Raw genomic sequence first — 22,021 nt, 5'->3', positions numbered from 1 at the left:
ATACCATAGAACCACATTCAAGTGCGCGGATTTTCCCATAGCTTTGCGAAAACAGCAAAAGCAAGATACTGGACATTCGTGTCACCTAGTATAATATTTGCGCCCCAATTTACAGCAACGGTGAATCAAACAATGAACTTAGCAGCAATGGACCCTCAGACTTATGATGCGCAGTTAGAACACAAGCGTATCAAGCTAGAACAAGCCTTTGCCCAATTTGAAACACCGAGTGTTGAAGTTTTTGCCTCAGAGCCAGCTAACTACCGTATGCGCGCCGAATTCCGCATGTGGCATGATGGTGACGACTTATACTATTACATGTTCGATAAAGTATTGAATGAGAAAGTACGTTGCGATCAATACTTACCAGCTAGCGTACTCATCAATCAAATGATGTCGGCCTTAATCGCCGAGCTGAAACCGAATCCGAGTCTAAGGCACAAATTGTTCCAAGTGGATTTTTTGTCGACTTTAAGCGGCGAGATTTTAGTGTCTTTGCTTTATCACAGGCAGCTTGATGACCAATGGCGCGCCGATGCGGCTGCACTGAAAGCCAAGTTAAGTAGCCAGTTTAACGTCAACATCATCGGCCGTGCCCGTAAGCAAAAAATCGATTTAGATAAAGACTTTGTGGTTGAGTCATTACAAGTAAATGATAACACCTTCTTATATAAGCAAATCGAGAACAGCTTTACTCAACCCAATGCCAAAGTTTCCGTAAAAATGTTGGAGTGGGCTATCGATGCGACTCAAAACAGTAAGGGGAATTTACTCGAGCTCTACTGTGGTAATGGCAACTTCTCTATCGCACTGGCGCAAAACTTTAATCGCGTATTGGCCACCGAACTCGCTAAGCCTTCAGTCGATGCGGCGCAATACAATATCGAAGTGAATGGTATTGATAATCTGCAGATTATTCGTATGTCAGCCGAAGACTTTAGCGATGCCATGGCGAAGAAACGCAGCTTTAGACGTTTAGAAGGTATCGATCTTGACAGCTATGTTTGCAACACCATTTTTGTCGACCCACCACGCGCGGGGATTGATCCTGATACGCTGGCGCTAGTCCAAGGTTATGAGCGGATTTTGTATATATCCTGCAACCCAGAAACCTTAAAAGATAACCTGCAACAACTGAACGAAACCCATAAGGTGACCCGCTTTGCCTTGTTTGATCAGTTCCCTTATACAGATCACATGGAAACGGGTGTACTACTCGAGCGTCGTTAATCACTTCAGATAAACTGAGCTCGACTGCATAACACTTCAACGTAAATTCGCTAAAAATAATGGAGCCTTAGGCTCCATTATTTTAGTAAATCTGCATCTCACTCAGATTAGCGGTGTTCAACCTTATGCTGCAAAGCCTCGGCGCCTTTGGCGACCATGCGCAATTGCATGACTAATTGATCGGCAAGAATTTTGCGGTCAGCCCGTTTCATATCTAATGCGGAAGCGCCAGCATTAAACACCAGTGTCACTAACGCTTCAGCCTGTGCACGGGCTAGCAAGGGGGTTCGACCCGCTTTGGCTTCGGTATAATGAGCCAATTCAGAAATAAAATGTTCAATTTCGCGGGCAACTGCCGCACGGAATGCTGCCGAGGTTCCAGAGCGTTCATGCAATAAAATACGGAATACGTTTGGATTCGAATCAAGCACTTCCATAAAGGTATCAACGGAAATACGGATCACACTGCCACCCACTTCAGCTCGCTGACGGCCTTTACGCATCATCTGCCTTAGGGTTAACCCGCCCTCATCCACCATAGTAAGGCCAAGTTCGTTCATATCTTTAAAATGGCGATAAAAAGATGTCGGCGCGATATTAGCTTCCCGAGCAACCTCTCGCAAACTCAGACTTGAGAAACTGCGCTCAGCACTTAGCTGATTAAAGGCCGCATCGACTAAAGCTCTGCGAGTTTTCTCTTTTTGCTGTGCTCGAATACCCATTCTTAAATCCGCTAACTGAATGTAATAACGCGATAATACCGCTTTTAGGCATTAAACACAGCCCCATCGTCCTTGACCAAACAATATAGCTAAGCTAAATTAGCTTACAGATGTACGCTCAAAAGCGAATTTTGGAAACCTATAATGAAAAAACCCCCTATCATCTGGCTTAATGTCAGTCTGTTTGCCATCACTTTCCTCAGTGCGGTAATTTTAGTTCCATGGCGCGGTATTGTTCATGGCTATGGTGCCAGTGAATGGATCGCTTTTATTGTTTTAGCCTTTGCCAGTGGCCTGTCAATCACCGCAGGTTATCACAGACTCTGGTCACACAAGGCCTATAAAGCCCATCCGGCGGTGCGTTTTATATATGCCCTTGGTGGTGCTTTAGCATTACAAAACAGTGCATTGCACTGGGCATCTGATCACAGAGTTCACCACAAACACGTAGATGATAACGACAAGGACCCGTACTCAGCCAAAATGGGATTCTGGTACAGCCATATCGGTTGGATGCTGCGTGAGTATCAGTCGCAACGCTATCATGATTATCAAAATGTGCGTGATCTGCAAAATGACCGTATTGTCATGTGGCAACACAAACATTACCTCGCACTCGTTTTGCTGATGAACATTGGACTGCCAGCACTGCTTGGCTGGCTCAATGGCGACGTGCTGTCTATGTTATTGATGGCGGGTTTACTGCGTTTAGTGGTGGTGCATCACTGCACTTTCTTTATCAACTCTTTAGCCCACGTGTGGGGCAGCCAGCCTTATACCGATAAGAATACCGCCCGCGATAATGGCTTCTTGGCCATGTTGACCTACGGTGAGGGTTATCATAATTTCCATCATATTTTCGAAAATGACTATCGTAATGGCATTAAATGGTGGCACTACGATCCGACCAAATGGTTGATTAAGTCATTATCTTGGTTAGGTTTAGCTAAGGATTTGCGTACGAGTCCACAGGAACGTATAGAGAGCGCACGCTTACAAATGCAGTTATTACGTACCAAGCGGAAGGTTAATAACCTGCCTAATGCTGATGAAATTATTGAAAAAATCCAAGCAGAGTATGAGTTATTAAAGCTGCACTTAATGGATTACTATCAAGCACAGAAAACCTTGCTTGAGGCCAAGCGTAAACAACTTGTCGATAAGCAACTATTGCAACAAGTTGAAGAGCTAAAGGCGCGTTTCTTAGTCCAGCAAAAACATTGGCGCAGCCTGACCGCAACTTATAGCTAAGCCACAATTCTGCCCGAAAGTCATACGGCCACCTTGCATGGTGGCCGTATCTGATTATGATGATGCCTTAATCACTTAAATAGGCTGTTGAGATCATGTCAGATTCCCCAGTTACACTCCCAGAATCAATCAAGCTAACAGAATATAGTCATGGCGCAGGTTGTGGCTGCAAAATATCCCCTAAAGTGCTCAGCACTATCTTAGCCTCGCAATTACCTGTATTTACCGATCCAAATCTGCTGGTTGGCAATCAGAGCCGCGACGATGCTGCAGTGTACAAACTCAATGATGACATAGGCATCATTAGCACTACCGATTTTTTTATGCCAATTGTTGACGATCCATTCACCTTCGGTCGTATCGCAGCGACCAATGCGATTAGCGATATTTATGCCATGGGCGGCACGCCTATTATGGCGATTGCAATTTTAGGTTGGCCAATCAATAAACTACCCGCAGAAATCGCACAGCAAGTGGTCGATGGCGGCAGACAAGCCTGCATGGAAGCGGGGATCATGCTAGCCGGTGGTCATAGCATAGACGCACCCGAACCTATTTTTGGTCTCGCGGTTACCGGGCAAATTGCCTTAAGTGATTTAAAACAGAATGATACTGCTAAAGCCGGCGATCGTTTATATCTCACTAAACCTATCGGCATTGGTATTTTAACCACAGCGCAAAAACAGAAAAAACTCCGCGATGAAGATAGTCTCATTGCGGTCAATGCCATGTGTCAACTCAATACTATAGGCGCGACCATTGCAAAAATTAGCGGTGTAAATGCCCTGACCGATGTCACAGGTTTTGGACTGGCGGGACACTTACTCGAAATATGCCAAGGCGCCAACCTCACTGCGAAGCTTAAATTTGATGCAGTGCCATTGTTACCACGCGCTTTAGATTATTTGGCCTTAGGTTGTGTTCCTGGCGGAACTCACCGTAATTACGACAGTTATGGCGAGCATCTCCCTGAACTCAGCGAGCATCAAAAAGCGATACTGTGCGATCCGCAAACCAGCGGTGGTCTGTTAGTTGCCGTCTCGGCCGCAGCTGAAGCGGAATTAATCGCCCTACTCGATGCGAACCACATAACCCCAATCTGCATTGGGTCACTGGAAACACCGACCACTGCAGCGAATGTGGTGTTGTGCTGATGCCAAGCGCTATTATAGCCGCAGAGCAATATAGGGAGATCTTTCTCAATCAACATCCGATGATGGATGTGCGAGCGCCCATAGAGTTCACTCGGGGCGCGTTTCCCAACTCGACCAACTTACCCTTGATGCTGGATAGTGAAAGGGAAAAAGTCGGTACTTGTTATAAGCAATTTGGTCAGCAAGCCGCGATTGCACTAGGCCACTCACTGGTGAATGGTTCCATCAAGCAACAGAGAATCGAGGCTTGGGCTAGCTATGTTAAAGCCAATCCTAATGCTTACCTTTATTGCTTTCGCGGCGGCCTGCGCTCGCAACTCACTCAGCAATGGCTTAAAGAAGCGGGTATCGAAGTCCCTTATATTCAGGGTGGCTATAAGGCCATGCGCCAATATCTGATTGGCGTGATTGAAGCGGCACCGACTCAACAGCCGTTATTGAGTTTGAGCGGGATGACGGGCTGCGGTAAAACCGATTTTCTACTACAGCGTAAAGAAGCGGTTGATCTTGAAGGAATCGCTAATCACAGAGGCTCTAGTTTTGGAAAGAATATCGACCCACAGCCAACGCAGATTAACTTTGAAAATCAACTCGCCATTGCCTTGCTACAGCACCAAACAAGTGGCACGGCGTGTTTACTGCTCGAAGATGAAAGCTTCCTGATTGGGCGTTCGGCGCTGCCGCAGACATTTTACAATGCCATGCAAGCCGCTAATGTTTTAGTGCTAGAAGAGTCGGATGATGCGAGGCTCGAACGCTTACGCTATGAATATGTGCATAAAATGTATAGCGGCTTCTGTGAGCGCCTAGGGCCGGAAGCAGGTTTTGCGGCTTTCAGTGAATATCTATTACAGAGTTTAGTGAGCATTCGCAAACGTCTAGGCGGAAAACAACATCAAGAACTGCAAGATTTGATGCAACAAGCCCTCGATCAACAAATCAGTCAGAATGATACTTCGCTGCACTTAGTCTGGATAAACCTGTTATTGCACAAGTATTACGATCCTATGTATCAATACCAATTACAGAAAAAGTCTGAACGTGTACTCTTTAAAGGTTCGCACCAAGCGATGCATGAGTGGCTGGATAGCTATCAAACACGATAAATCGCCACCCTAAAATAAAATAACCGCGAACATTTGCTTCGCGGTTATCACTTCACTTTATTTCATACCTTAACGAATTTATGAATTGCCCAGCAGGCTCGCCACTTGGACTCTCAAAGATTCCTTATTCGCAAGCTTACCATCGACGGCATCCGTTAAATCCACCGACACCCTTGACCAAAAACGCTTGGGCATTTTAGCCAAGGCATGTCCGCCCTTGTGACTAAAGTAAGAACCCCATAATCCGTGCAATGCCATAGGAATGACTGGCACAGGATCTCTGGCCAAAATCTTATCAATTCCGGGACGAAAATCGCCAAGTTCACCGTCAGGTGTGAGTCGACCCTCAGGGAAAATACATACCAACTCGTCATTGACGAGCGCTTCATGAATCGCCTCGAAGGCACGATTATAGGTCTCTTCACTTTGCTTAGGCGAACAGATAGGGATCACACCAGCGTGGCGGAACAAATACTTCAACAGAGGAATTTCGCTGATGGATTTATCCATCACAAAGCGGATTGGCCGTGTCGACGCTCCCATAATAATCAATGCATCCACATAACTCACATGGTTACAGACTATGATGCCAGCCCCTTCCTTTGGAATTTTCTCTCGGCCTGTGACTGTCACTCGATACATGACATGACTGAGTAAGTAACTGATAAATCGTTGTGTAAATTCTGGTACTTGTGAATAAACATAGAGCGCGACTACAGCATTCATCACGGCGAGTAGCAGAAATAACTGTGGAATAGTCCAACCTGCAACGCCCAGAAACAGCATAGATAACAGTGCCGAAACCACCATAAACAATGAGTTCATAATGTTATTGGCAGCAATCGCCTGAGCACATTCGCCCTTAGGCGAACGAGATTGAATAAACGCATACAGGGGGACGATAAACAAGCCACCGCTAACGCCGATCATAAAGAAATCCAGCATCACCCGATAATGTTGCGACTCGCCAATAAAGACCTTTAATCCATAGACAAAACCAGCATCCACTGGCGCAGGTGGAATAGCCCAAAGCAAATCGACACCAAAGATAGTTAATCCCAATACCCCAAATGGCAGCAAACCGAGTTCCACATGGCCGTAGGAGAAACGTTCACAAACGAAGGAGCCAACAGCAATCCCGATGGAAAACATGCCTAATAATAATGACACCACAGTCGCACCAGAATGCAAATGCAGCTTAGCAAAGTTAGGAAACTGAGTCAGATAGGTCGCACCTAAAAACCAAAACCAACTGATAGCGAGGATAGCCATCCAGATTGAAGGCGTTTGACGGGCTTTTTTGATGCTACGCCAAGTGCCCGATAACGGCCTGAAACGTATTTTTTCAATGACGCCCTGCGGGGGTAATGCAGGAATCGCTCGGCTCGATAAATATCCTGCAAAGGCTAATACAGCAACAGTAATCGCCGACCAAAGCGTACCGTTTTCATCAGAAACCAAGATCCCCGCACTCAAAGTGCCCACCAGAATAGAGAGAAAAGTGCCCATTTCAACCCAAGCGTTGCCTGTGACTAACTCGTCCTCTTTCAACGCTTGGGGTAACAAGGAATATTTAACCGGACCGAAGTATGCTGACTGGCTACCCGTTAAAAATAACAGTAATAACATCATCATGTAGCTCTCACTCAGAATCGCAATCGCGGCGCTAAACATGATGATGACTTCGAGTAATTTCAATCGGCGAATAAGTTTAGCCTTATCCATATTATCGGCGACTACACCCGCATGGGCCGAAAAGAGGAAAAATGGTAAAATGAACACCCCAGCCGCCAAGTTCACAAACATATCGACGCTTATGGGTAGGTCTTTCACTTGGCTAAAGGTCACTAATAGCAGCAACACATTTTTATAGATGTTGTCATTCAATGCGCCTAAGCACTGAGTCGCAAAATAGGGTAAAAAACGTTTTGTTAGCAGCATGATAGTTCCTTCTGGTAACCCATTCCTTGTAAATACGCTTGTACGTGACTCTCGAGTAAATCCTGCAGTGATAATGACTCAGCGAAGAGCTTATTATCGAGTGACAGAGAGGTCAGCCCATGAATCCCCCCCCATAATACCCGGCTCATACTGAGATGCTGTGTCTGCGTAACCTCGGGAAATAGTTGCGCCAATTCACGCTCAATCAGAGTAAATAACCCCGCTATCAATTGCCCTTGCGATTCAGGCAAGGGTTCAGAATCGAGTAATTGCAGCTCAAAAACCAGCTTGAAAGCTTGGCGCTGCTCATGGGCGAATTGACTATACTCCCACGCCATTGCAATAATTTTACCTAAACTGTCGGCTGCGCGAACACCCGTCAATCGGTCGTGCAAAGTCCTAAGCGTTGACTCAGAAACCGCCAGTAATAAATAGTTGTAGCTGCCGAAAATATTAATCAAGGTACTAGGGACATAACCAATTTGACTGGCCACTTTGCGTAAACTGAGCCCTATGGCACCTTGATCTATCAGTAACTCAGTTGCCGCTTGTATTGCCATCGCGCGAATTTCATCATGGCTGTGTTCTTTTCGTCTGGCCATAGGTCTCATCCCCTGTTGAATAGCAAGAGACTAACAGCAGTTAAAATAAAAAACAACGTTCAAAATAAGTTTATTTTACGTACAGGAGAGGGTAAATAATGAAGGATATTATTGAGGATGATGGATAAAGATAGGCACTCGAATTAGATTCCCTCAGCAAGCCGAACTGGATCCGTGGGATGACATCACCTAAAAGAACATAAAAAACGGCGCACTCAGTCAGCACACCGTCCATTATTTTTAAAAATCATTCTTAATTCAAAGGTGATTTTTATTTGAGGATAATCTTTGGTTCAAAGATAAGCGCTCGATTTAAGGCCTGCGATAAGTCATCACAACCCTATCTGCGCCAGCGCCAAAATAATCGGCTTCAAAAGTTGAATCAATGAAACCTAAATGCTGATATAAGCCATGGGCAGGGTTACTCGGATCAACGGTTAAACACACCCGCTCAACTGACACGGGCAACTCGGCTAAACATTGTTGCATCAAACGCTTGCCGAATCCCTTCCCGCGAGCATTTTCACTCACTGCGATAGATAATATCCACATGCAGTTAGGATCGCTACTCTGGGCACTGAGCAAATAGCCTTGTAGCTGATTATCTGCATCCACGGCCACTAAAAATTGCTCTGGCCAACAATCAAATCCCTGACGGAAGAAGAAATCAGGATAGCTGTGCTCACCAAAAATGGCCTGTTCGAGCTGATAAACCGCGAATAACTCTGACTTTAATACCGGACGTATAGACTGCATTTGAAAATCATTCACCTATTAAAATCTTATCCCACTCTAAGTTGGGTGCGCCAACTACGATGAAATTAGGGTTCTCTAAGCTCTCGCGCTCATTGTAGGTTAACGGTTGCAGCTCAGTATCCATCAGCTGTCCACCCGCTTCCTCGACGATAATTTGCGCAGCTCCCGTGTCCCATTCACCCGTTGGTCCGACTCGTACATAACAATCAGCACGACCTTCCGCGACAAGACAGCTCTTCAACGCTGCGCCCCCCATCACGACTAACTCGCAGTGTTTGGGATGGTTGAATAGGGTCAACACAGATTGGGGGTCCTGACGGCGACTTACGGCCAATCTTAGGGATACCTTTTCACGGTGCTCAATTTGGCGACTGCTAATACGCACTTCTTGTTTATCCGTGCGTTTGTACGCCCCTAAACCAGCAATAGCGTAATAACACACTTGTGTCATAGGCACATAAACCACGCCCATCACGGGACGATTGTGTTCCACCAGCGCGATAATGACTGAAAAATCACCACTGCCGGCGATAAACTCCCCCGTACCATCGAGCGGATCCACCAACCAATAGCGCTTCCAAGATTCACGCACACTCAACGGAATGTCAGCGGCTTCTTCAGATAACACAGGAATATCAGGCGTTAAGGCGGTTAATCGGTCACAAATGATCTTGTTCGCCGCTAAATCTGCGGAAGTGACAGGGGTATTGTCAGACTTCATTTCTCGCTCAAAATTACCTTTGAGATAAATGTCACGGATAGTTATCCCTGCATCGGTCGCAATCGCAATAACTTCGTCGATCAACTCTTCTGGCTTCATAACAACTCCAATCGCCTGCTGAGCGAATGTTTTGCAAGCGTGCAAACTCTGAACGCTTAAAAGGAAAAAGATTATTTAAGTTGTAAATATTTTTGCGCCAAAAACAACGCGCTCACACTACGGGATTCAGAAAAATCGACATCATCGAGCAAGGCTTCCCAATCGGCGAGCGCCCAAGGCACCACATCAATTGGCTCAGGCTCATCACCTTCAAGGCGACTCTCATACAGATCTTCTGCAAGAAAAATTTGCATCTTACTAGAGAAATAACCCGGAGCTAGGCTGAGTTCTTTCAGTAAGGTGAGCTTATTCGATCCAAAGCCAATTTCTTCCTGTAATTCACGATTAGCAGCTTCTATTGCTGTCTCACCGGGATCGATCAAACCTTTTGGGAAACCGAGTTCGTAATTATCAGTTCCTGCAGCATATTCGCGTGCCAGTAGCATTTTCCCTTGATGAATAGGCACTATCATCACAGCGCCACGACTACCGCCTTTCATGCGCTCATATTGGCGCTCTACACCATTGGAGAACTTAAGATGCACTTGCTCAATTTGAAATAATCGGCTTCTCGCGACAACTTCGGTATGCAATATTTCCGGCTTATTCTGCCGTTGCGACATAACTGCCTCTGGATAAAAAAGCGATAAATTAAATAAGGTAAGTGACAATCTTACTATCCTGTCTTTAATCTACAACCTGAATTTATTACATGCTCCTAATGGTAAGCCACAAATCCTTTGCGATATGCATCACAAACCCAGCCCAGCCTTAAGTGAACACCTTCAAAATATTCTCAAATACGATGTTTTATTGGATAGTAAAAAGGGGCGAATGCCCCTTTTGATATGCTAACGCTTAAAATTGATATCGTAGATTGAGCTGGTAACTGAGGAAATCATTAGGCTCGATATCCACATATTGATATCCCAAACCTACAGACCATGACTCAGTAAATTGATAGCTAAAACGCACGCCCGCATACCAATCTGTACCATCAAGCTCTGTAGTTAAACGGCTATTGCCCATAGTGCTACTGATATCCGCTTGCCACCTAAACAACCCGATGGGTACTTCAAACCGCCAAGCTTCATGTTGGAGTAAAGTGAAACGTAATCCCAGCATGACACCATCGACCAGTACTGGCGTTACGGCTTTGACCTGCTCATGATATTGCTCAGGGGTGAGACTTGCGCCCTCAATCCTCGCAGTCCCATTACCAAAGTCGGCATAGCCTAATTCGATGGCAACAAAGGGAGTCCATTGATAACCGATACTCACACCCAAAGCAGTATCTTTATCATCAACCGATGTTACAAAGCCTGTCCCCGCTTGTGGCTGTAGATCTCGCCTGCTGCTATCAACCTGAGCTTGCCCGACAAATCCCTCGACATACCAGTTATCAGCCGCATTTGCTTGATTAACGGAGCCTGCGAGCAACACAGCGCCCAAGACTAATTTATGTAATTCCTTACGGCGAATTAACCCCATTGTAAGAATCAAACCTAATGCCCATAAGGACATACCGCCTCCACCCGACTTGTTATCTATCACCACATCTTGGTATGCCTTAACTGTGATTAACGCTTGCCCAGTTGCTTCGCCGCCCAATCCATCACTAATCTGATAACTCACAGTATCTACTCCATCAAATCCAGTTTTAGGGATATAACGTAGTTTATTAGACTCAACAGAAACCGTTCCTTGCTGCGCGGTTGCGCTGACTAAGGTTAAAACGTTGCCATCGGGATCGCTGTCATTACTCAACACATCGAGTAACAAGCTCGTTCTGTCATCTATGGCAGCACTATCGTTCACTGTCGTAGGTGCCGTATTGCCATTAACAATCACAGTCAACTCACTACTCGCAGTACCACCTTTACCATCAGTAATGCTATACACCAGCACATCTGTACCGATGAAATCGGTTGCTGGCGTGTAACTTAACTGCTGATTAGCCAAGATAACTACAGTTCCGAACTCGCTGGTGACTTGTGTTACCGTCAAGGCATCACCATCGCTATCCGTATCATTGGCGAGCACATCGACATCGAGACTCTGATTCCAAGGTAAAGATGCCGTATCTGGGTTCGCCACAGGTAAATGGTTACCATTGAGTATCACTGACACACCACTTGGGTCGACAATGGTTCGGTTAGCGACGCCATCGTCATCGTTTGGCCCGCCATCTTCTATGGTTAACTGCACACACCAATGGCCTTCAGTTAATCCTGAAGTCCAACGATTATCTCCAGGAGGAGGGCAGAAACCACGCTCACCTTCACTACTGGCGACACTATTGCGCGCATCAATCACAAAATCCTTCCAACCATTTTGGGCTTGATACTTACGATATACTGCATTGGCAGGAACTGGCGAACGTTGTGGTATCACCAGACTGTAACTCTGCCCTTGTTGCGGTAGTCCTGTCGCAATGAAGTCAAAAATCCCCCCCACATTAGCCGCGATACTGTCTTCAGGAACCAGATTAGGTAATAGTTGAATACCACTTTGCTCTTGCATCAGTGCAATATTACCTAAGCGTAAGCACACGCCCGCTTGCCCCTCAGCCAAGAAGTACACAGGCTGTAACTCACCTTCAGGCATCACGTTACAATCATTGATTGCATCCAAGTAATCTGGAATGCCATCGCGGTCTGTATCGGTAAATCCCTCTTGGTTATCAGGGATCAAATCACCGTCGGTATCAGTCCCTGTCAGAGGTGGCAAAGATGGGCGCACAACAATATAAACTTTCTCCGTAGTAGACAGCGCGGGTAAGCCGCTATCCGTCACAGTCAGGCTCACAGGATAAATGCCCGGCAAGACCTCTGTCGGCAAGAAGAACATCCCCGCATCATCGGACTGCAAGTTCAGCGCACCACTCGACCATACAGATGTCAAAGTATCGTTCATGTTGGCATCGCTAATCTGCGCATGAATATGAACCTCGCCACCATTTTGTGCCACGATCAACTGACGTTCACCCGCTTGAGTCACCTCAAGAGTCACACTCGGGGCAATGTTAGCCTCAGTGATCGACACTTGTGTTTGCTTCTTACTGCCTAAATTCAAACTTGGATCTAGGCTGATCAACACATCTTCTTCAGCCTCAACTTCCCCATCCTCTATGGTTCTAAAGTGAATATGAGCCAATGTACCTGAAGTAATCTCCACTACCGAATCGACTAAGTCATGATCATTGCTGTCTGCGGAACCTGCAACAGTATAAGGAACTGATATTGGATACTCAGGCGCGACACCGTTTAAGTGAATACTAACAACAACCTCATTACCCTCACCCACGACTTGATCTTTACTCAAGGAAATTAATGGATGCACTTTTACTTTCTGAGCCTTAGTCGCTTTGTTGCCATCACGATCTACGGCTTGCCAGTAAGCAAGGTAACTACCAGGGGCAAAGAATAAACGCTTATCGACCAAAGAAACGGGCAGTGGATGACCATTACGATCGACGGCCTTCGCAAACCCTAGATCCACCCGAGTGAACAAGCCTGTTGCATTAACCTCAACATCACTAGGTACAGTAATAACAGGTAAATTGTCAGCCTCCCCACCTTCTACCAGTAAGTTGACTTTTGCACTTGCGCGCCCTTTCTGACCATCACTAATGGTATAACGAAGTGCGACCGGACCAACATAAGCTGCAGGGGCAGTAAATATGAGTCCATCAGCAGTAATCTGCACACTACCTATGTCTGCTGCCGCGCCATCGATAGTCAAAGTATCACCGTCCACATCAACATCATTCTCTAGCGCAGGTAGTGTGTATTTATCATCCGCGGTGCTGGCTAGAGTGTAATTATCATCTACAGCTTGTGGGTCATCATTCACTGGTGTGACATTCATGGTGATAGTCGCAGGCTCAGAACTCAGTTCAGCATCCTTAGCAATAAAGCTTATCTGATCTGCACCGTTGAAATCTTTCTCCGGTGTGTATAACCACACAGTTCCATGCTGCTCCAAAGTGCCCGATTCAGGTTGGCTCACCACTTCATAGGTAAGAGGATCACTATCTGCATCCTCCCCAGTAAGCGTGATCATCACAGAGCTATCTTCCTCTAAGGTCACACTTGCACTCGTCGCAACAGGCGCATCGTTAACGTTAGTCACTGTAATGCTAAAGGACTGCTCAGCCGTTAAGCCATCCGTGTCCGTCACTCGTAAGGTGACAGCATGACTGCCCACATCCGCATTGCTCGGCGTACCACTGAGTAAACCTGTCACCGAGTTGAAACTCAACCAGCTTGGTATCGTCACCGCACTAAATGTCAGTACGTCGTCCACATCGACATCTGTAGCGGCAAAGGTATAGCTGTAAACAGCGTCTTGCACAGCGGCCGTAGTTTCTGTTGAAGTGATGGTAGGTGCATCGTTGCTATTAGTGACTGTAATACTAAACGATTGATCTGCTGTTAATCCGTCAGCGTCCGTCACTCGCAGTAACACAGCATGACTGCCCACATCCGCATTGCTCGGCGTACCACTGAGTAAACCTGTCACCGAGTTGAAACTCAACCAGCTCGGTTTGGTCACTACACTGAGGGTTAACACAGCACCCACATCTAAGTCGGTAGCGATCACTGTGTAACTATAAGCTATATCTTGAGTTGCTGTAGTGATGGCTGGAGAGCTAATCACAGGTGCATCGTTGACGTTGGTCACAATAACCATGAAGGATTGGTCAGCCGTTAAGCCATCTGTGTCGGTCACCCTCAGCGTCACTGGGTGAGAACCCACATCAGCATTAGTAGGCGTGCCGCTTAATACACCAGTCGCGACGTTGAAGCTTAGCCAGCTAGGCTTAGTTATCGCGCTTAACGTAAGTACATCGCCCACATCAGTATCCGCAGCCGTAAAGATGTAGCTATACGCTGCATCTTGGGTCGCTGCAGTCATAGCCATAGAACTAATCGTCGGTGCATCGTTGAGGTTCGTCACAGTTAAATTAAACGCTGGTAGACTCGCAGATAAAGCGCCATCAGAAACGCTGATAACAATTCCATTAGTCACACCAACATCTTGATTTAATGGAATACCAGACAACATGCCTGTCGCGGTATTAAACGTTGCCCACGTAGGTTTATTACTAATACTAAAGCTAAGTGTATCTCCCACTGAGTCAGACGCTGTTGGCGTAAACTGGTACGAAGCATCCTGATTCACTATTAATATCGGCGAACCACTAATAGTCGGTGCACCATTTGGCGTCACAGAGTTACTCGCACTTGAAGCATTACCACTTCCCACAGTATTCGCCGCAGTAACACTAAATGTATAGGCCGTACCATTTGAAAGCCCTGTAACTGTAATTGGAGATCCTACTCCCGAACCCGTAAAACCACCGGGGCTAGATGTCACTGTATAAGCCGTAATTGATGAACCGCCATTAAATATCGGAGCAGTGAAGCTAACAACCGCTTGGCTATCCCCTGCGATTGCGGCTCCTATGGTTGGCGCTCCAGCCACGACAGCATTTACCACAAAGGTTCTGCTCACCTGTGTAGCAGGTAAATAGCTACTATTACCTGCTTGATCTGCATTAATAGTACAGCTACCTGCCGTCACAAAGGTCAGCGCACCACCGGAGGTAATAGTACAAACGCCCGTAGTGGATGAAGTAAAGACAGGTGTTAAGCCTGAATCAGCTGTAGCCGTTAATGTTGGCGTAGTGCCAAAGTTCTGTGCACTTGGGGCAGCAAAAGTGATGGTCTGGATTGCTGCGGGTGTTATCTGATTGGATGCAACCGATGCAGAGCCAGTACCCGCCACATTATCGGCAGTTACAGTAAAGGTGTACGCTTGACCATTGGTTAAACCGGTCACCACAATCGGAGATGAACCACCGTGTACTGGAACGACATCCGCCGGGTTTACCGTCACGGTATAACCAGTAATCGCCGAGCCACCAATATTCACTGGGGCAACAAAGGCAACACTTGCCTGGGTATCACCGGCGATTGCAGTCCCTATGGTTGGTGCACCGGGAACTACGGGGCTAACGCTGAAAGACTGGCTCACCTGCGGTGCAGCCAGGAAAGACAAATCGCCCGCCTGATCCGCATTGACCGTACAGGTTCCTGTCGTTATAAAGGTCAACACACCGCCACTGGTAATAGTACAAACACTGGTGGTAGATGAGGTGAAAGTGACAACATAACCACCTCCTGCCGATGAGCTTGCGGTCAGCGTTGGCGAAGTACCAAAGTTCCGTGTTCCTGGATTAGCAAAGGTAATCGTCTGTGGTGATGCCGGAATGATCGAGTTGGAAGCTGCCGATGCTGCACCCGTCCCCGCCGAGTTGCTCGCGGTTACCGTAAAGGTATAGGCCACTCCGTTAGTCAACCCAGTCACAGTAATCGGCGAACTTGATCCTGTACCCGTGAAGTTGCCTGGGTTAGCGGTGACTGTGTAGCCTCCGGCAAGGATCGGTGCGCCGCCAGTGCTTACCGGTGCCGAAAAGGTCACAGTGGCCTGAGTATCACCTGCGGTCGCAGTACCAACAGTTGGGGCACTGGGAACGACGGCATTCACAGTAAAGGTTCGGGATACCGTCGGGGCAGGGTTGGTAGCAGAGTCGCCCGCTTGGTCAGCATCGATAGTACAGCTACCGGCGGTCACAAATGCCAGGTTACCGCCGCTACTGATGGTACAAACTCCTGTGGTAGATGAGCTGAAGCTGACTGTTAAATTATCAGTTCCTGTTGCAGAGTCTGCTGTGGCTGTAAGGGTTGGCGTAGTACCAAAGTTTTGCGCGCCGGGATTAGCAAAGGTAATAGTTTGATTACCTTTGGGGGTTGCCGAGTTGGAAGCACCGGAGGCCGTACTGGTGCCTATGGCGTTAGTCGCGGTAACGGTAAAGGTGTAAGCCGAGCCATTGCTAAGGCCAGTGACTGTAGCAGTACAAGCTGCGGGCCCAGCACAGGTGCCAAATGCACCACCGGGGCTAGCCGTAGCAGTGTAAGTGGTAATTGCTGAACCACCATTATTGCCGGGGGCACTAAAGGTTACTGATGCTTGGCCATCGCCTGCGGTGGCTGTACCTATCGTAGGGGCAGTTGGTGCTGTAGGAATAGCGACCGTATGGGTTGAACCACTGCTAAAGGCCGCAATACCTGCATTACCCGCATCGTCAGTAATATTCGTCGAACCATTTAAGTTCAACTTGAAAACACCATTACCACTAATACCGTTGATGTTGATATTGACACTGCTACCCGATGCTGCCGACACACTGGCAATAGTCCCTGTAGCAGTTCCTGATGTAGTCGCCAAGGTGAAATCATCGGTTGAGATATTGCTGACCACCTCACTGAAGCTGGCGGTGAATGCCATGCTCGAATCAGTTGAAGCAGGAGTACCGCTGAGCGCAATACCGCTCAGGGTCGGGGCGATATTATCGACTGTGGCGTTAGTAGTATCGGCAGCAGTTGTGACGTTGCCCGCGTTATCGGTTGCGCTGAAAGAGATATTGCGGTTGGTGTTATCAATCGCACCAGCGACTATGGTGTAGGTTGCAGTCCAGGTTCCCGAACTATTGGTTGCGGCCACTGCAGCACCACCACCAAATTGTGTGAAGTTGACGGTAGCTGAACTAATCGTATCGGTATTGTTATCACCACCAGCCGTGTTGTTCCAGGTCGCCGTAACCGTATCGCCAATTTTGTAGGCACCGCTGGTTCCAGTTGCGCCGGAAATACTGATGCGACCATCGGTAACCGTAGGCGCAATGCTATCAATGGTGGCATTAGTGCTATCCGCCGTAGTGTCGCTCCCGCCCGCACTCGTCGCCGTGACGCTCACATTGCGCGCAGTAAGGTCGATTGCACCGGCGGTGATTATGTAGGTGGCAGTCCAAGTTCCACTGCTATCCGTTGCAGTTACAGCAGCACCACCGCCGAATTGTGAAAAATCAACCGTTACACCGGTAACACCAGAATTATTATCGCCACCTGCAGTATTATTCCAAGTAGCGGTAACTGTATCGCCAATCTTGTAAGCACCACTGGTGCCAGTTGCGCCGGAAATGCTGATTCGGGCATCGCTTACTGTAGGTGGTGGTGGAGTATCTATTGCATTCGCGACGGTGAAACCATAAAACTCAAAGAACTCGGGGCCATCCGTTGAAGAATTACAAGCACTGGCACAATCAAAAAACAATTTAAAGCCTTTTAGCTTAACGCCCGAAAAAGACGCCAATTGTCCTGGTGCAAAGGTAAAGGTCTCTTTAACTCCGCTTCCGTTAACAGTCGAGGAGGTAACAGTTCCGCCATTCTGCAAGTAACCGACAATACGCAGATTAGTAAATTGAGCTGTATAGGAAGGATCAGCAGCCTCGCCTCCCGTTAATCCAGTTAACTCAAATGCAGTGGTATTGGTACCATCTGCGCGCAAATAAAAATAATGGTTAGTGCTAGTCTCACCACCATGCATGTAAGCAAAATTGCCAATGCTACTAGCTAGATTTTGAGTGACGCCATCACCACCCTTAGCGGTTAATCTGAAATGAGTTGTGCTGAGCTGTGCAGTTGCTTGCCCACTCCAACCTACAAAACCATAAGTGTTATTTGCAGCTGGCATCAGCACACCCGAAAAATCTGCCAGGGCTTTTTCAGAAAACACCAAAGTAGATTCAATATTTCCGCGGGTAACTTCTAAATCCCAGTCGCCCTGCAACTCGGCATTACCGGTTAAATTATTGGAGGCGGCAACATCCAAACCCGTGTTATTGCTAATGATATCCAGCAGCGCTTCACCGCTTTCATTCGCGGCCAGATCGCAACCGTAAAATAATAAATCGCCACCTTCACGCACCGCGCCTTTTAGCGCAGCAAATGCCTGCACTTCTTGCTGGATTGTCTCTGGGGTAATACGTGAATTGCCTAGCAGTATCACACCAGCTTGTGCGTGGGAGACCACATGAATAGCAGCGAGATTTTTGTGTCCCTCAAGTGTCTTAATTAATTGCGGTAATCCAGCGATAGAAGAATCTAACTCTACCAATTGAACACTAGGTTTAAGGGCGCGACGCAATACCGATTTATCAGCTTCAGCCACTGCACCATCAACAATCACCAGCTCACGCACCGGATGTGCACTCTGGATATCCAATTGATCGCCTGATAAATCAATTAGATCCTGTGGTAGAGAGGTGTCTGAACGCAATAATAGATCGGTCGATGCACTTATCGATGAACTCAAATAGGATCGCTGATAACTCGGCGCTGCAATAGCACCAGCACCATAGAGTCCGAATGGTAATAACAGCGAGGAAAGCCCACTAAGCAGTGCGTGTCTCATGATAAGTGATTCCCTTCATTTTTTGCGTTAGGTGCTACAGGTTTTTTACTTGCAATAATATTGGCTGCAGTGCCAGTACTATCTAGCCAGAAGTCCATTTCTTGATACTTCATAAATAAGTCAGGCGGTAAAATACTGCGCCTACTTTTGTATTCCACTTTCCGCTTAACGCTATGCAAACCTTTGACCCCAAGATTGTGGTCAAACTCATTTTCAGCATAGTCGACATTATTAAAATCGTGTTCGAATTGCGGTTCGCCAATAAAACGATAGATTAACTCCAGCGTGCGTGCCGGATGCTGGGTAAGCAGATCATAATCCACTAATAGCAAGCGATCAGAAAACTCGCCGTAATAGGCTTCCTTGAGTGCGGTCCATGCACTTCCAACCGCACCACCAGCATTGATTAATGACTCGCAGCGGCTATAAACCGTCTGACGCGAGGCCGCATTGAACATACGGCTGTAATCAAATGGGTTTTTACGGTAAATCACTTCAAAACTATCCATAATCCAAGCCGGATTGCGCACACAACAAATCACTTTAAAATCATCAACCAACTCTACCAATTGATGTAGACGGGCAGTCCAGTGACGGTTTGTGTCGAAAATAACCGGATGATTTTTATCTTGATAATAAGCATCAATTAATGCCCGACAAATGACCTTACGTTTATGTTCATCGAAAAATGAATAGGACTCACTACCAGCCCCCATTTGTTCGAGGGCACCATTCACAAGCCCCGCTACAGGGCTACTGATAGCCGCATGAAAGCGTGGATTTTGCAGAAGTATACCTGCGAGCAGCGTCGAGCCAGCACGCGGTAAACCTGAAATAAAATGTAATTTGTTTGGCATTAATGTGACTTACTAATTAAAAATATTTATTAAAAACTTCCCGACAAACATGCCGGGATCATTCATCAATTAATTGCGTGCCGGAAATACACCATAAAGGGCAATACAATAATTCAATGCGATAAATGGCTGACGGTTTTCATGGGGTAGACCACCACCATTTAGACCTAAAGTCTGTGGTGCCATAGTGGTATTTAACGTACCTGGTGCTGCCTGCATATAGTTGACTATGCCACCACCACGTCCATCCTTCGCAAGATAGGTATTCGCTGCCGGAGAAGGCAAAGTCCCCTGATTATTCAAACCGGTCAGCGTGTGGTTGTGTGCTGGCATTTCAGTGGAGATCAGCGTCACCCCATTTTCACCAAACTGTTCGCCCCAATCCCAGGTTCTCAGCCCAGGGCCCTGACCTACACCAACTACGGTCTGCCCCTGCAAATTAGGCAATTGGAACGTGGTTGTACCATTGCCACCATAAGTAATTCCGATAATTGAAAACAACGCGGTATTACTTGCGATTGACAATATTTGGCCATTACACAGCGCCCAATTGTGGGGAGCGAAGCTGAATGGCAACAAACGGATTTCACCTATAAATGGATCCATAATTTCGCTCCTTAATTACGCGATGGGAAAATGCCTTCAATACATATGATGTAATTTATCGCTGTAGTAGGCATGATGTTATTATGTGGTTGTGTTCCCCCTGAGGCTTGCACACTGAGTGCATTCATAACTTGGGGATCGGCACCGCTAGATGGCAAAGGAGCATAAATATTATCGGTATTACTGTGGGCAAAGACATTACCCATAGGGCTAGGTGATGTGGAGGGACTTGCAGTACTCGCCGATAAACTATGGCTGTGTGAAGGTATTTGCGGCGTTAATAAGGTAACGGATTCAACACCAAACTGCTGACCGATAACACGGGGAGTCAGACCAGGGCCATTACCCTGCCCAACCGGAAGGCGACCGCGCAAATCCGGCAATTGAAATGTTGTTACCCCATCACCACCATAAGTGGTTCCGATAATTGCGAAAAGAGTGCTTTGCTCACTAATACTTAATAGCTGACCAGCGCACAACATCCAACCTCTAGGTGCAAAACTACCCGCAAAAAGACGGATATCACCGATATAAGGATCCATAGTGATTCTCCTCTAGTTACGTGAAGGGTAAATGCCTTGAGTGGCAATGCAATAATTCATTACCAGTGAAGGCTGACAATTTTCATGGGCTTGATTGCCGCCGGTACTGGATACAGTTGCAGGGTCCAACGCTTGTAAACTTGCAGCGGACCCATACAAATTGACCTCACCTGCTGCATTTTTGGCGGCAGCAATATTATTGCCTGCAAACAACGTGGTATCGCCGGCAGTAGAACTGGCCATCACAAGGTGATTGTGTACTGGCAGGTTGTTAGGTACTAGGGTTACATTTTCAACACCCGCCTTACTGCCCTGAGGCAAACCTGCACTAACATTAGGGTGAACTGGTACGCGACCACGTAAATCCGGCAACGCAAAAGTATTGATACCGTCGCCACCGTAGGTCGTACCCAAGAGTGAAAAAAGCGCTTGGTTGGTGTTGATGGGCAATAATTGCCCTGCACACAAAGTCCAATACTTAGGTGCCCAGTTGTATGGGAGAAGCTTAATTTCTCCGAGAAAAAAATCAGACATCCATGACTCCTTAATAAAAATAAACCTATCTATACATCATCTTTTTGATTACACACGCTCTCCTCTTCCCTCAAACAACACTACCTATGGTGATGGCCACGATAGCCACTCTTGGGTAGGTGATATTTCAAAAGGTAAGAAACCCAAGCGAAGATATAACTGTTTCGCACGCATATTTTGTCGATCAACACTCAGACTCACACTCGCCTCTTTTGCTTGGGCATAGGCTTTTACCGAGTCCAAAATGACTGAACCATAACCATAGCCACGAAATTGCGGTGCGATGACAAAATCGACGATATGGACACCGTTAACAGAGGGATTAAGTATGATTTTGCCAATAGAAATTGATTGATATTCAATGATTAGAGTCACCGCTTGAGGGTATTGGGCAGCGTAACTCGCTTGCTGTAAGCGGTATTGTTGTTGCACTAACAGCTCTCGTTGCTGTGGGGGAAGCGGTAATAGAGACAGTTCCGTCCTTGCAGAACAAAATAGTGAAAATACAAAAGCATCGTCATTTTTATACGCATAACGCAATGAATAGGCTTTAGGTAATACTATGTCTTCTACCATCAA

The 22,021-nt window shown here is 46.8% G+C and carries 16 protein-coding genes; 4 read left to right on the top strand and 12 right to left on the bottom strand.

All coding sequences use genetic code 11. The features are described from left to right. Positions 1-132 precede the first annotated feature (132 nt). Positions 133-1,230, top strand: coding sequence for a tRNA (uridine(54)-C5)-methyltransferase TrmA (gene trmA, locus HUB64_RS11155; RefSeq protein ID WP_173497014.1), 1,098 nt, complete (start codon positions 133-135; stop codon positions 1,228-1,230). 107 nt (positions 1,231-1,337) lie between these two features. Here the strand turns inward: trmA and fabR are convergent, their stop codons facing one another. Next, the gene (gene fabR / locus HUB64_RS11150) at positions 1,338-1,952 is read right to left on the bottom strand and encodes an HTH-type transcriptional repressor FabR (RefSeq protein ID WP_105251021.1); all 615 of its coding nucleotides are present in this window, start codon (positions 1,950-1,952) and stop codon (positions 1,338-1,340) included. Between the two features lie 144 nt (positions 1,953-2,096). On the opposite strand from fabR, the gene HUB64_RS11145 reads away from it, so the two are divergent. From HUB64_RS11145 to mnmH, 3 genes are all read left to right on the top strand, one after another. After that, entirely contained in the window at positions 2,097-3,203 is a 1,107-nt protein-coding gene (locus HUB64_RS11145) for a fatty acid desaturase (RefSeq protein WP_173497013.1), read from the top strand. A gap of 95 nt (positions 3,204-3,298) precedes the next feature. Next, positions 3,299-4,357, top strand: a complete 1,059-nt coding sequence (selD, locus tag HUB64_RS11140; protein WP_173497012.1) for a selenide, water dikinase SelD — start codon at positions 3,299-3,301, stop codon at positions 4,355-4,357. Beyond that, positions 4,357-5,463 carry a tRNA 2-selenouridine(34) synthase MnmH gene (gene mnmH, locus HUB64_RS11135; protein WP_173242610.1) on the top strand — a complete coding sequence of 369 codons (1,107 nt, stop codon included), beginning with the start codon at positions 4,357-4,359 and terminating at the stop codon, positions 5,461-5,463. The genes selD and mnmH overlap by 1 nt, the downstream gene beginning before the upstream one ends. 78 nt (positions 5,464-5,541) lie before the next feature. On the opposite strand, the gene HUB64_RS11130 is transcribed toward mnmH, so the two are convergent. From HUB64_RS11130 to HUB64_RS11080, 11 genes are all read right to left on the bottom strand, one after another. Continuing rightward, positions 5,542-7,404 (bottom strand): MFS transporter, encoded by a 1,863-nt coding sequence (locus HUB64_RS11130; RefSeq protein ID WP_173242608.1) that lies wholly within the window; start codon positions 7,402-7,404, stop codon positions 5,542-5,544. Further along, positions 7,395-8,006 (bottom strand): TetR/AcrR family transcriptional regulator, encoded by a 612-nt coding sequence (locus HUB64_RS11125; RefSeq protein ID WP_173242606.1) that lies wholly within the window; start codon positions 8,004-8,006, stop codon positions 7,395-7,397. Before HUB64_RS11125 ends, HUB64_RS11130 begins: the two co-directional genes overlap by 10 nt. 312 nt (positions 8,007-8,318) lie before the next feature. Beyond that, entirely contained in the window at positions 8,319-8,762 is a 444-nt protein-coding gene (locus tag HUB64_RS11120; RefSeq protein ID WP_173242604.1) for a GNAT family N-acetyltransferase, read from the bottom strand. Positions 8,763-8,769: 7 nt separating this feature from the next. Then, a complete protein-coding gene (gene cysQ, locus HUB64_RS11115; protein WP_011848162.1) occupies positions 8,770-9,582 on the bottom strand; it encodes a 3'(2'),5'-bisphosphate nucleotidase CysQ in 813 nt (270 codons plus the stop codon). 71 nt (positions 9,583-9,653) lie between these two features. After that, positions 9,654-10,205, bottom strand: coding sequence for an ADP compounds hydrolase NudE (gene nudE / locus HUB64_RS11110; RefSeq protein WP_173242602.1), 552 nt, complete (start codon positions 10,203-10,205; stop codon positions 9,654-9,656). Positions 10,206-10,440: 235 nt separating this feature from the next. Beyond that, complete coding sequence (locus HUB64_RS11105) at positions 10,441-18,903, bottom strand: Ig-like domain-containing protein (RefSeq protein ID WP_173497011.1); 8,463 nt, start codon at positions 18,901-18,903, stop codon at positions 10,441-10,443. Continuing rightward, positions 18,900-19,760, bottom strand: coding sequence for a sulfotransferase (locus HUB64_RS11100; RefSeq protein ID WP_173497010.1), 861 nt, complete (start codon positions 19,758-19,760; stop codon positions 18,900-18,902). Before HUB64_RS11100 ends, HUB64_RS11105 begins: the two co-directional genes overlap by 4 nt. A gap of 69 nt (positions 19,761-19,829) precedes the next feature. Next, a complete protein-coding gene (locus HUB64_RS11095) occupies positions 19,830-20,366 on the bottom strand; it encodes a phage tail protein (protein WP_113941567.1) in 537 nt (178 codons plus the stop codon). Positions 20,367-20,377: 11 nt separating this feature from the next. Beyond that, a complete protein-coding gene (locus HUB64_RS11090) occupies positions 20,378-20,908 on the bottom strand; it encodes a phage tail protein (protein ID WP_168826978.1) in 531 nt (176 codons plus the stop codon). Positions 20,909-20,920: 12 nt separating this feature from the next. After that, positions 20,921-21,442, bottom strand: a complete 522-nt coding sequence (locus HUB64_RS11085; protein WP_168826977.1) for a phage tail protein — start codon at positions 21,440-21,442, stop codon at positions 20,921-20,923. A gap of 84 nt (positions 21,443-21,526) precedes the next feature. Further along, on the bottom strand, positions 21,527-22,018 hold the full coding sequence (locus HUB64_RS11080; protein ID WP_173497009.1) for a GNAT family N-acetyltransferase: 492 nt from the start codon (positions 22,016-22,018) through the stop codon (positions 21,527-21,529). Positions 22,019-22,021 lie beyond the last annotated feature (3 nt).

Source organism: Shewanella sp. ISTPL2, from assembly GCF_013283205.1.
Taxonomy (GTDB): domain Bacteria; phylum Pseudomonadota; class Gammaproteobacteria; order Enterobacterales; family Shewanellaceae; genus Shewanella; species Shewanella oncorhynchi.
Note: the sequence above shows the minus strand (reverse complement) of the source record. Positions and strands in the feature narration are given on the sequence as shown.

What these genes read in the sequence shown, in the direction of transcription:
- trmA (WP_173497014.1), top strand. Translation starts at nt 133, where the DNA reads ATGAACTTAGCAGCAATGGACCCTCAGACTTATGATGCGCAGTTAGAA.
- HUB64_RS11125 (WP_173242606.1), bottom strand. Translation starts at nt 8,006, where the DNA reads ATGGCCAGACGAAAAGAACACAGCCATGATGAAATTCGCGCGATGGCA.
- nudE (WP_173242602.1), bottom strand. Translation starts at nt 10,205, where the DNA reads ATGTCGCAACGGCAGAATAAGCCGGAAATATTGCATACCGAAGTTGTC.
- mnmH (WP_173242610.1), top strand. Translation starts at nt 4,357, where the DNA reads ATGCCAAGCGCTATTATAGCCGCAGAGCAATATAGGGAGATCTTTCTC.
- HUB64_RS11080 (WP_173497009.1), bottom strand. Translation starts at nt 22,018, where the DNA reads ATGGTAGAAGACATAGTATTACCTAAAGCCTATTCATTGCGTTATGCG.
- HUB64_RS11120 (WP_173242604.1), bottom strand. Translation starts at nt 8,762, where the DNA reads ATGCAGTCTATACGTCCGGTATTAAAGTCAGAGTTATTCGCGGTTTAT.
- HUB64_RS11105 (WP_173497011.1), bottom strand. Translation starts at nt 18,903, where the DNA reads ATGAGACACGCACTGCTTAGTGGGCTTTCCTCGCTGTTATTACCATTC.
- cysQ (WP_011848162.1), bottom strand. Translation starts at nt 9,582, where the DNA reads ATGAAGCCAGAAGAGTTGATCGACGAAGTTATTGCGATTGCGACCGAT.
- HUB64_RS11090 (WP_168826978.1), bottom strand. Translation starts at nt 20,908, where the DNA reads ATGGATCCTTATATCGGTGATATCCGTCTTTTTGCGGGTAGTTTTGCA.
- selD (WP_173497012.1), top strand. Translation starts at nt 3,299, where the DNA reads ATGTCAGATTCCCCAGTTACACTCCCAGAATCAATCAAGCTAACAGAA.
- HUB64_RS11145 (WP_173497013.1), top strand. Translation starts at nt 2,097, where the DNA reads ATGAAAAAACCCCCTATCATCTGGCTTAATGTCAGTCTGTTTGCCATC.
- fabR (WP_105251021.1), bottom strand. Translation starts at nt 1,952, where the DNA reads ATGGGTATTCGAGCACAGCAAAAAGAGAAAACTCGCAGAGCTTTAGTC.
- HUB64_RS11100 (WP_173497010.1), bottom strand. Translation starts at nt 19,760, where the DNA reads ATGCCAAACAAATTACATTTTATTTCAGGTTTACCGCGTGCTGGCTCG.
- HUB64_RS11095 (WP_113941567.1), bottom strand. Translation starts at nt 20,366, where the DNA reads ATGGATCCATTTATAGGTGAAATCCGTTTGTTGCCATTCAGCTTCGCT.
- HUB64_RS11085 (WP_168826977.1), bottom strand. Translation starts at nt 21,442, where the DNA reads ATGTCTGATTTTTTTCTCGGAGAAATTAAGCTTCTCCCATACAACTGG.
- HUB64_RS11130 (WP_173242608.1), bottom strand. Translation starts at nt 7,404, where the DNA reads ATGCTGCTAACAAAACGTTTTTTACCCTATTTTGCGACTCAGTGCTTA.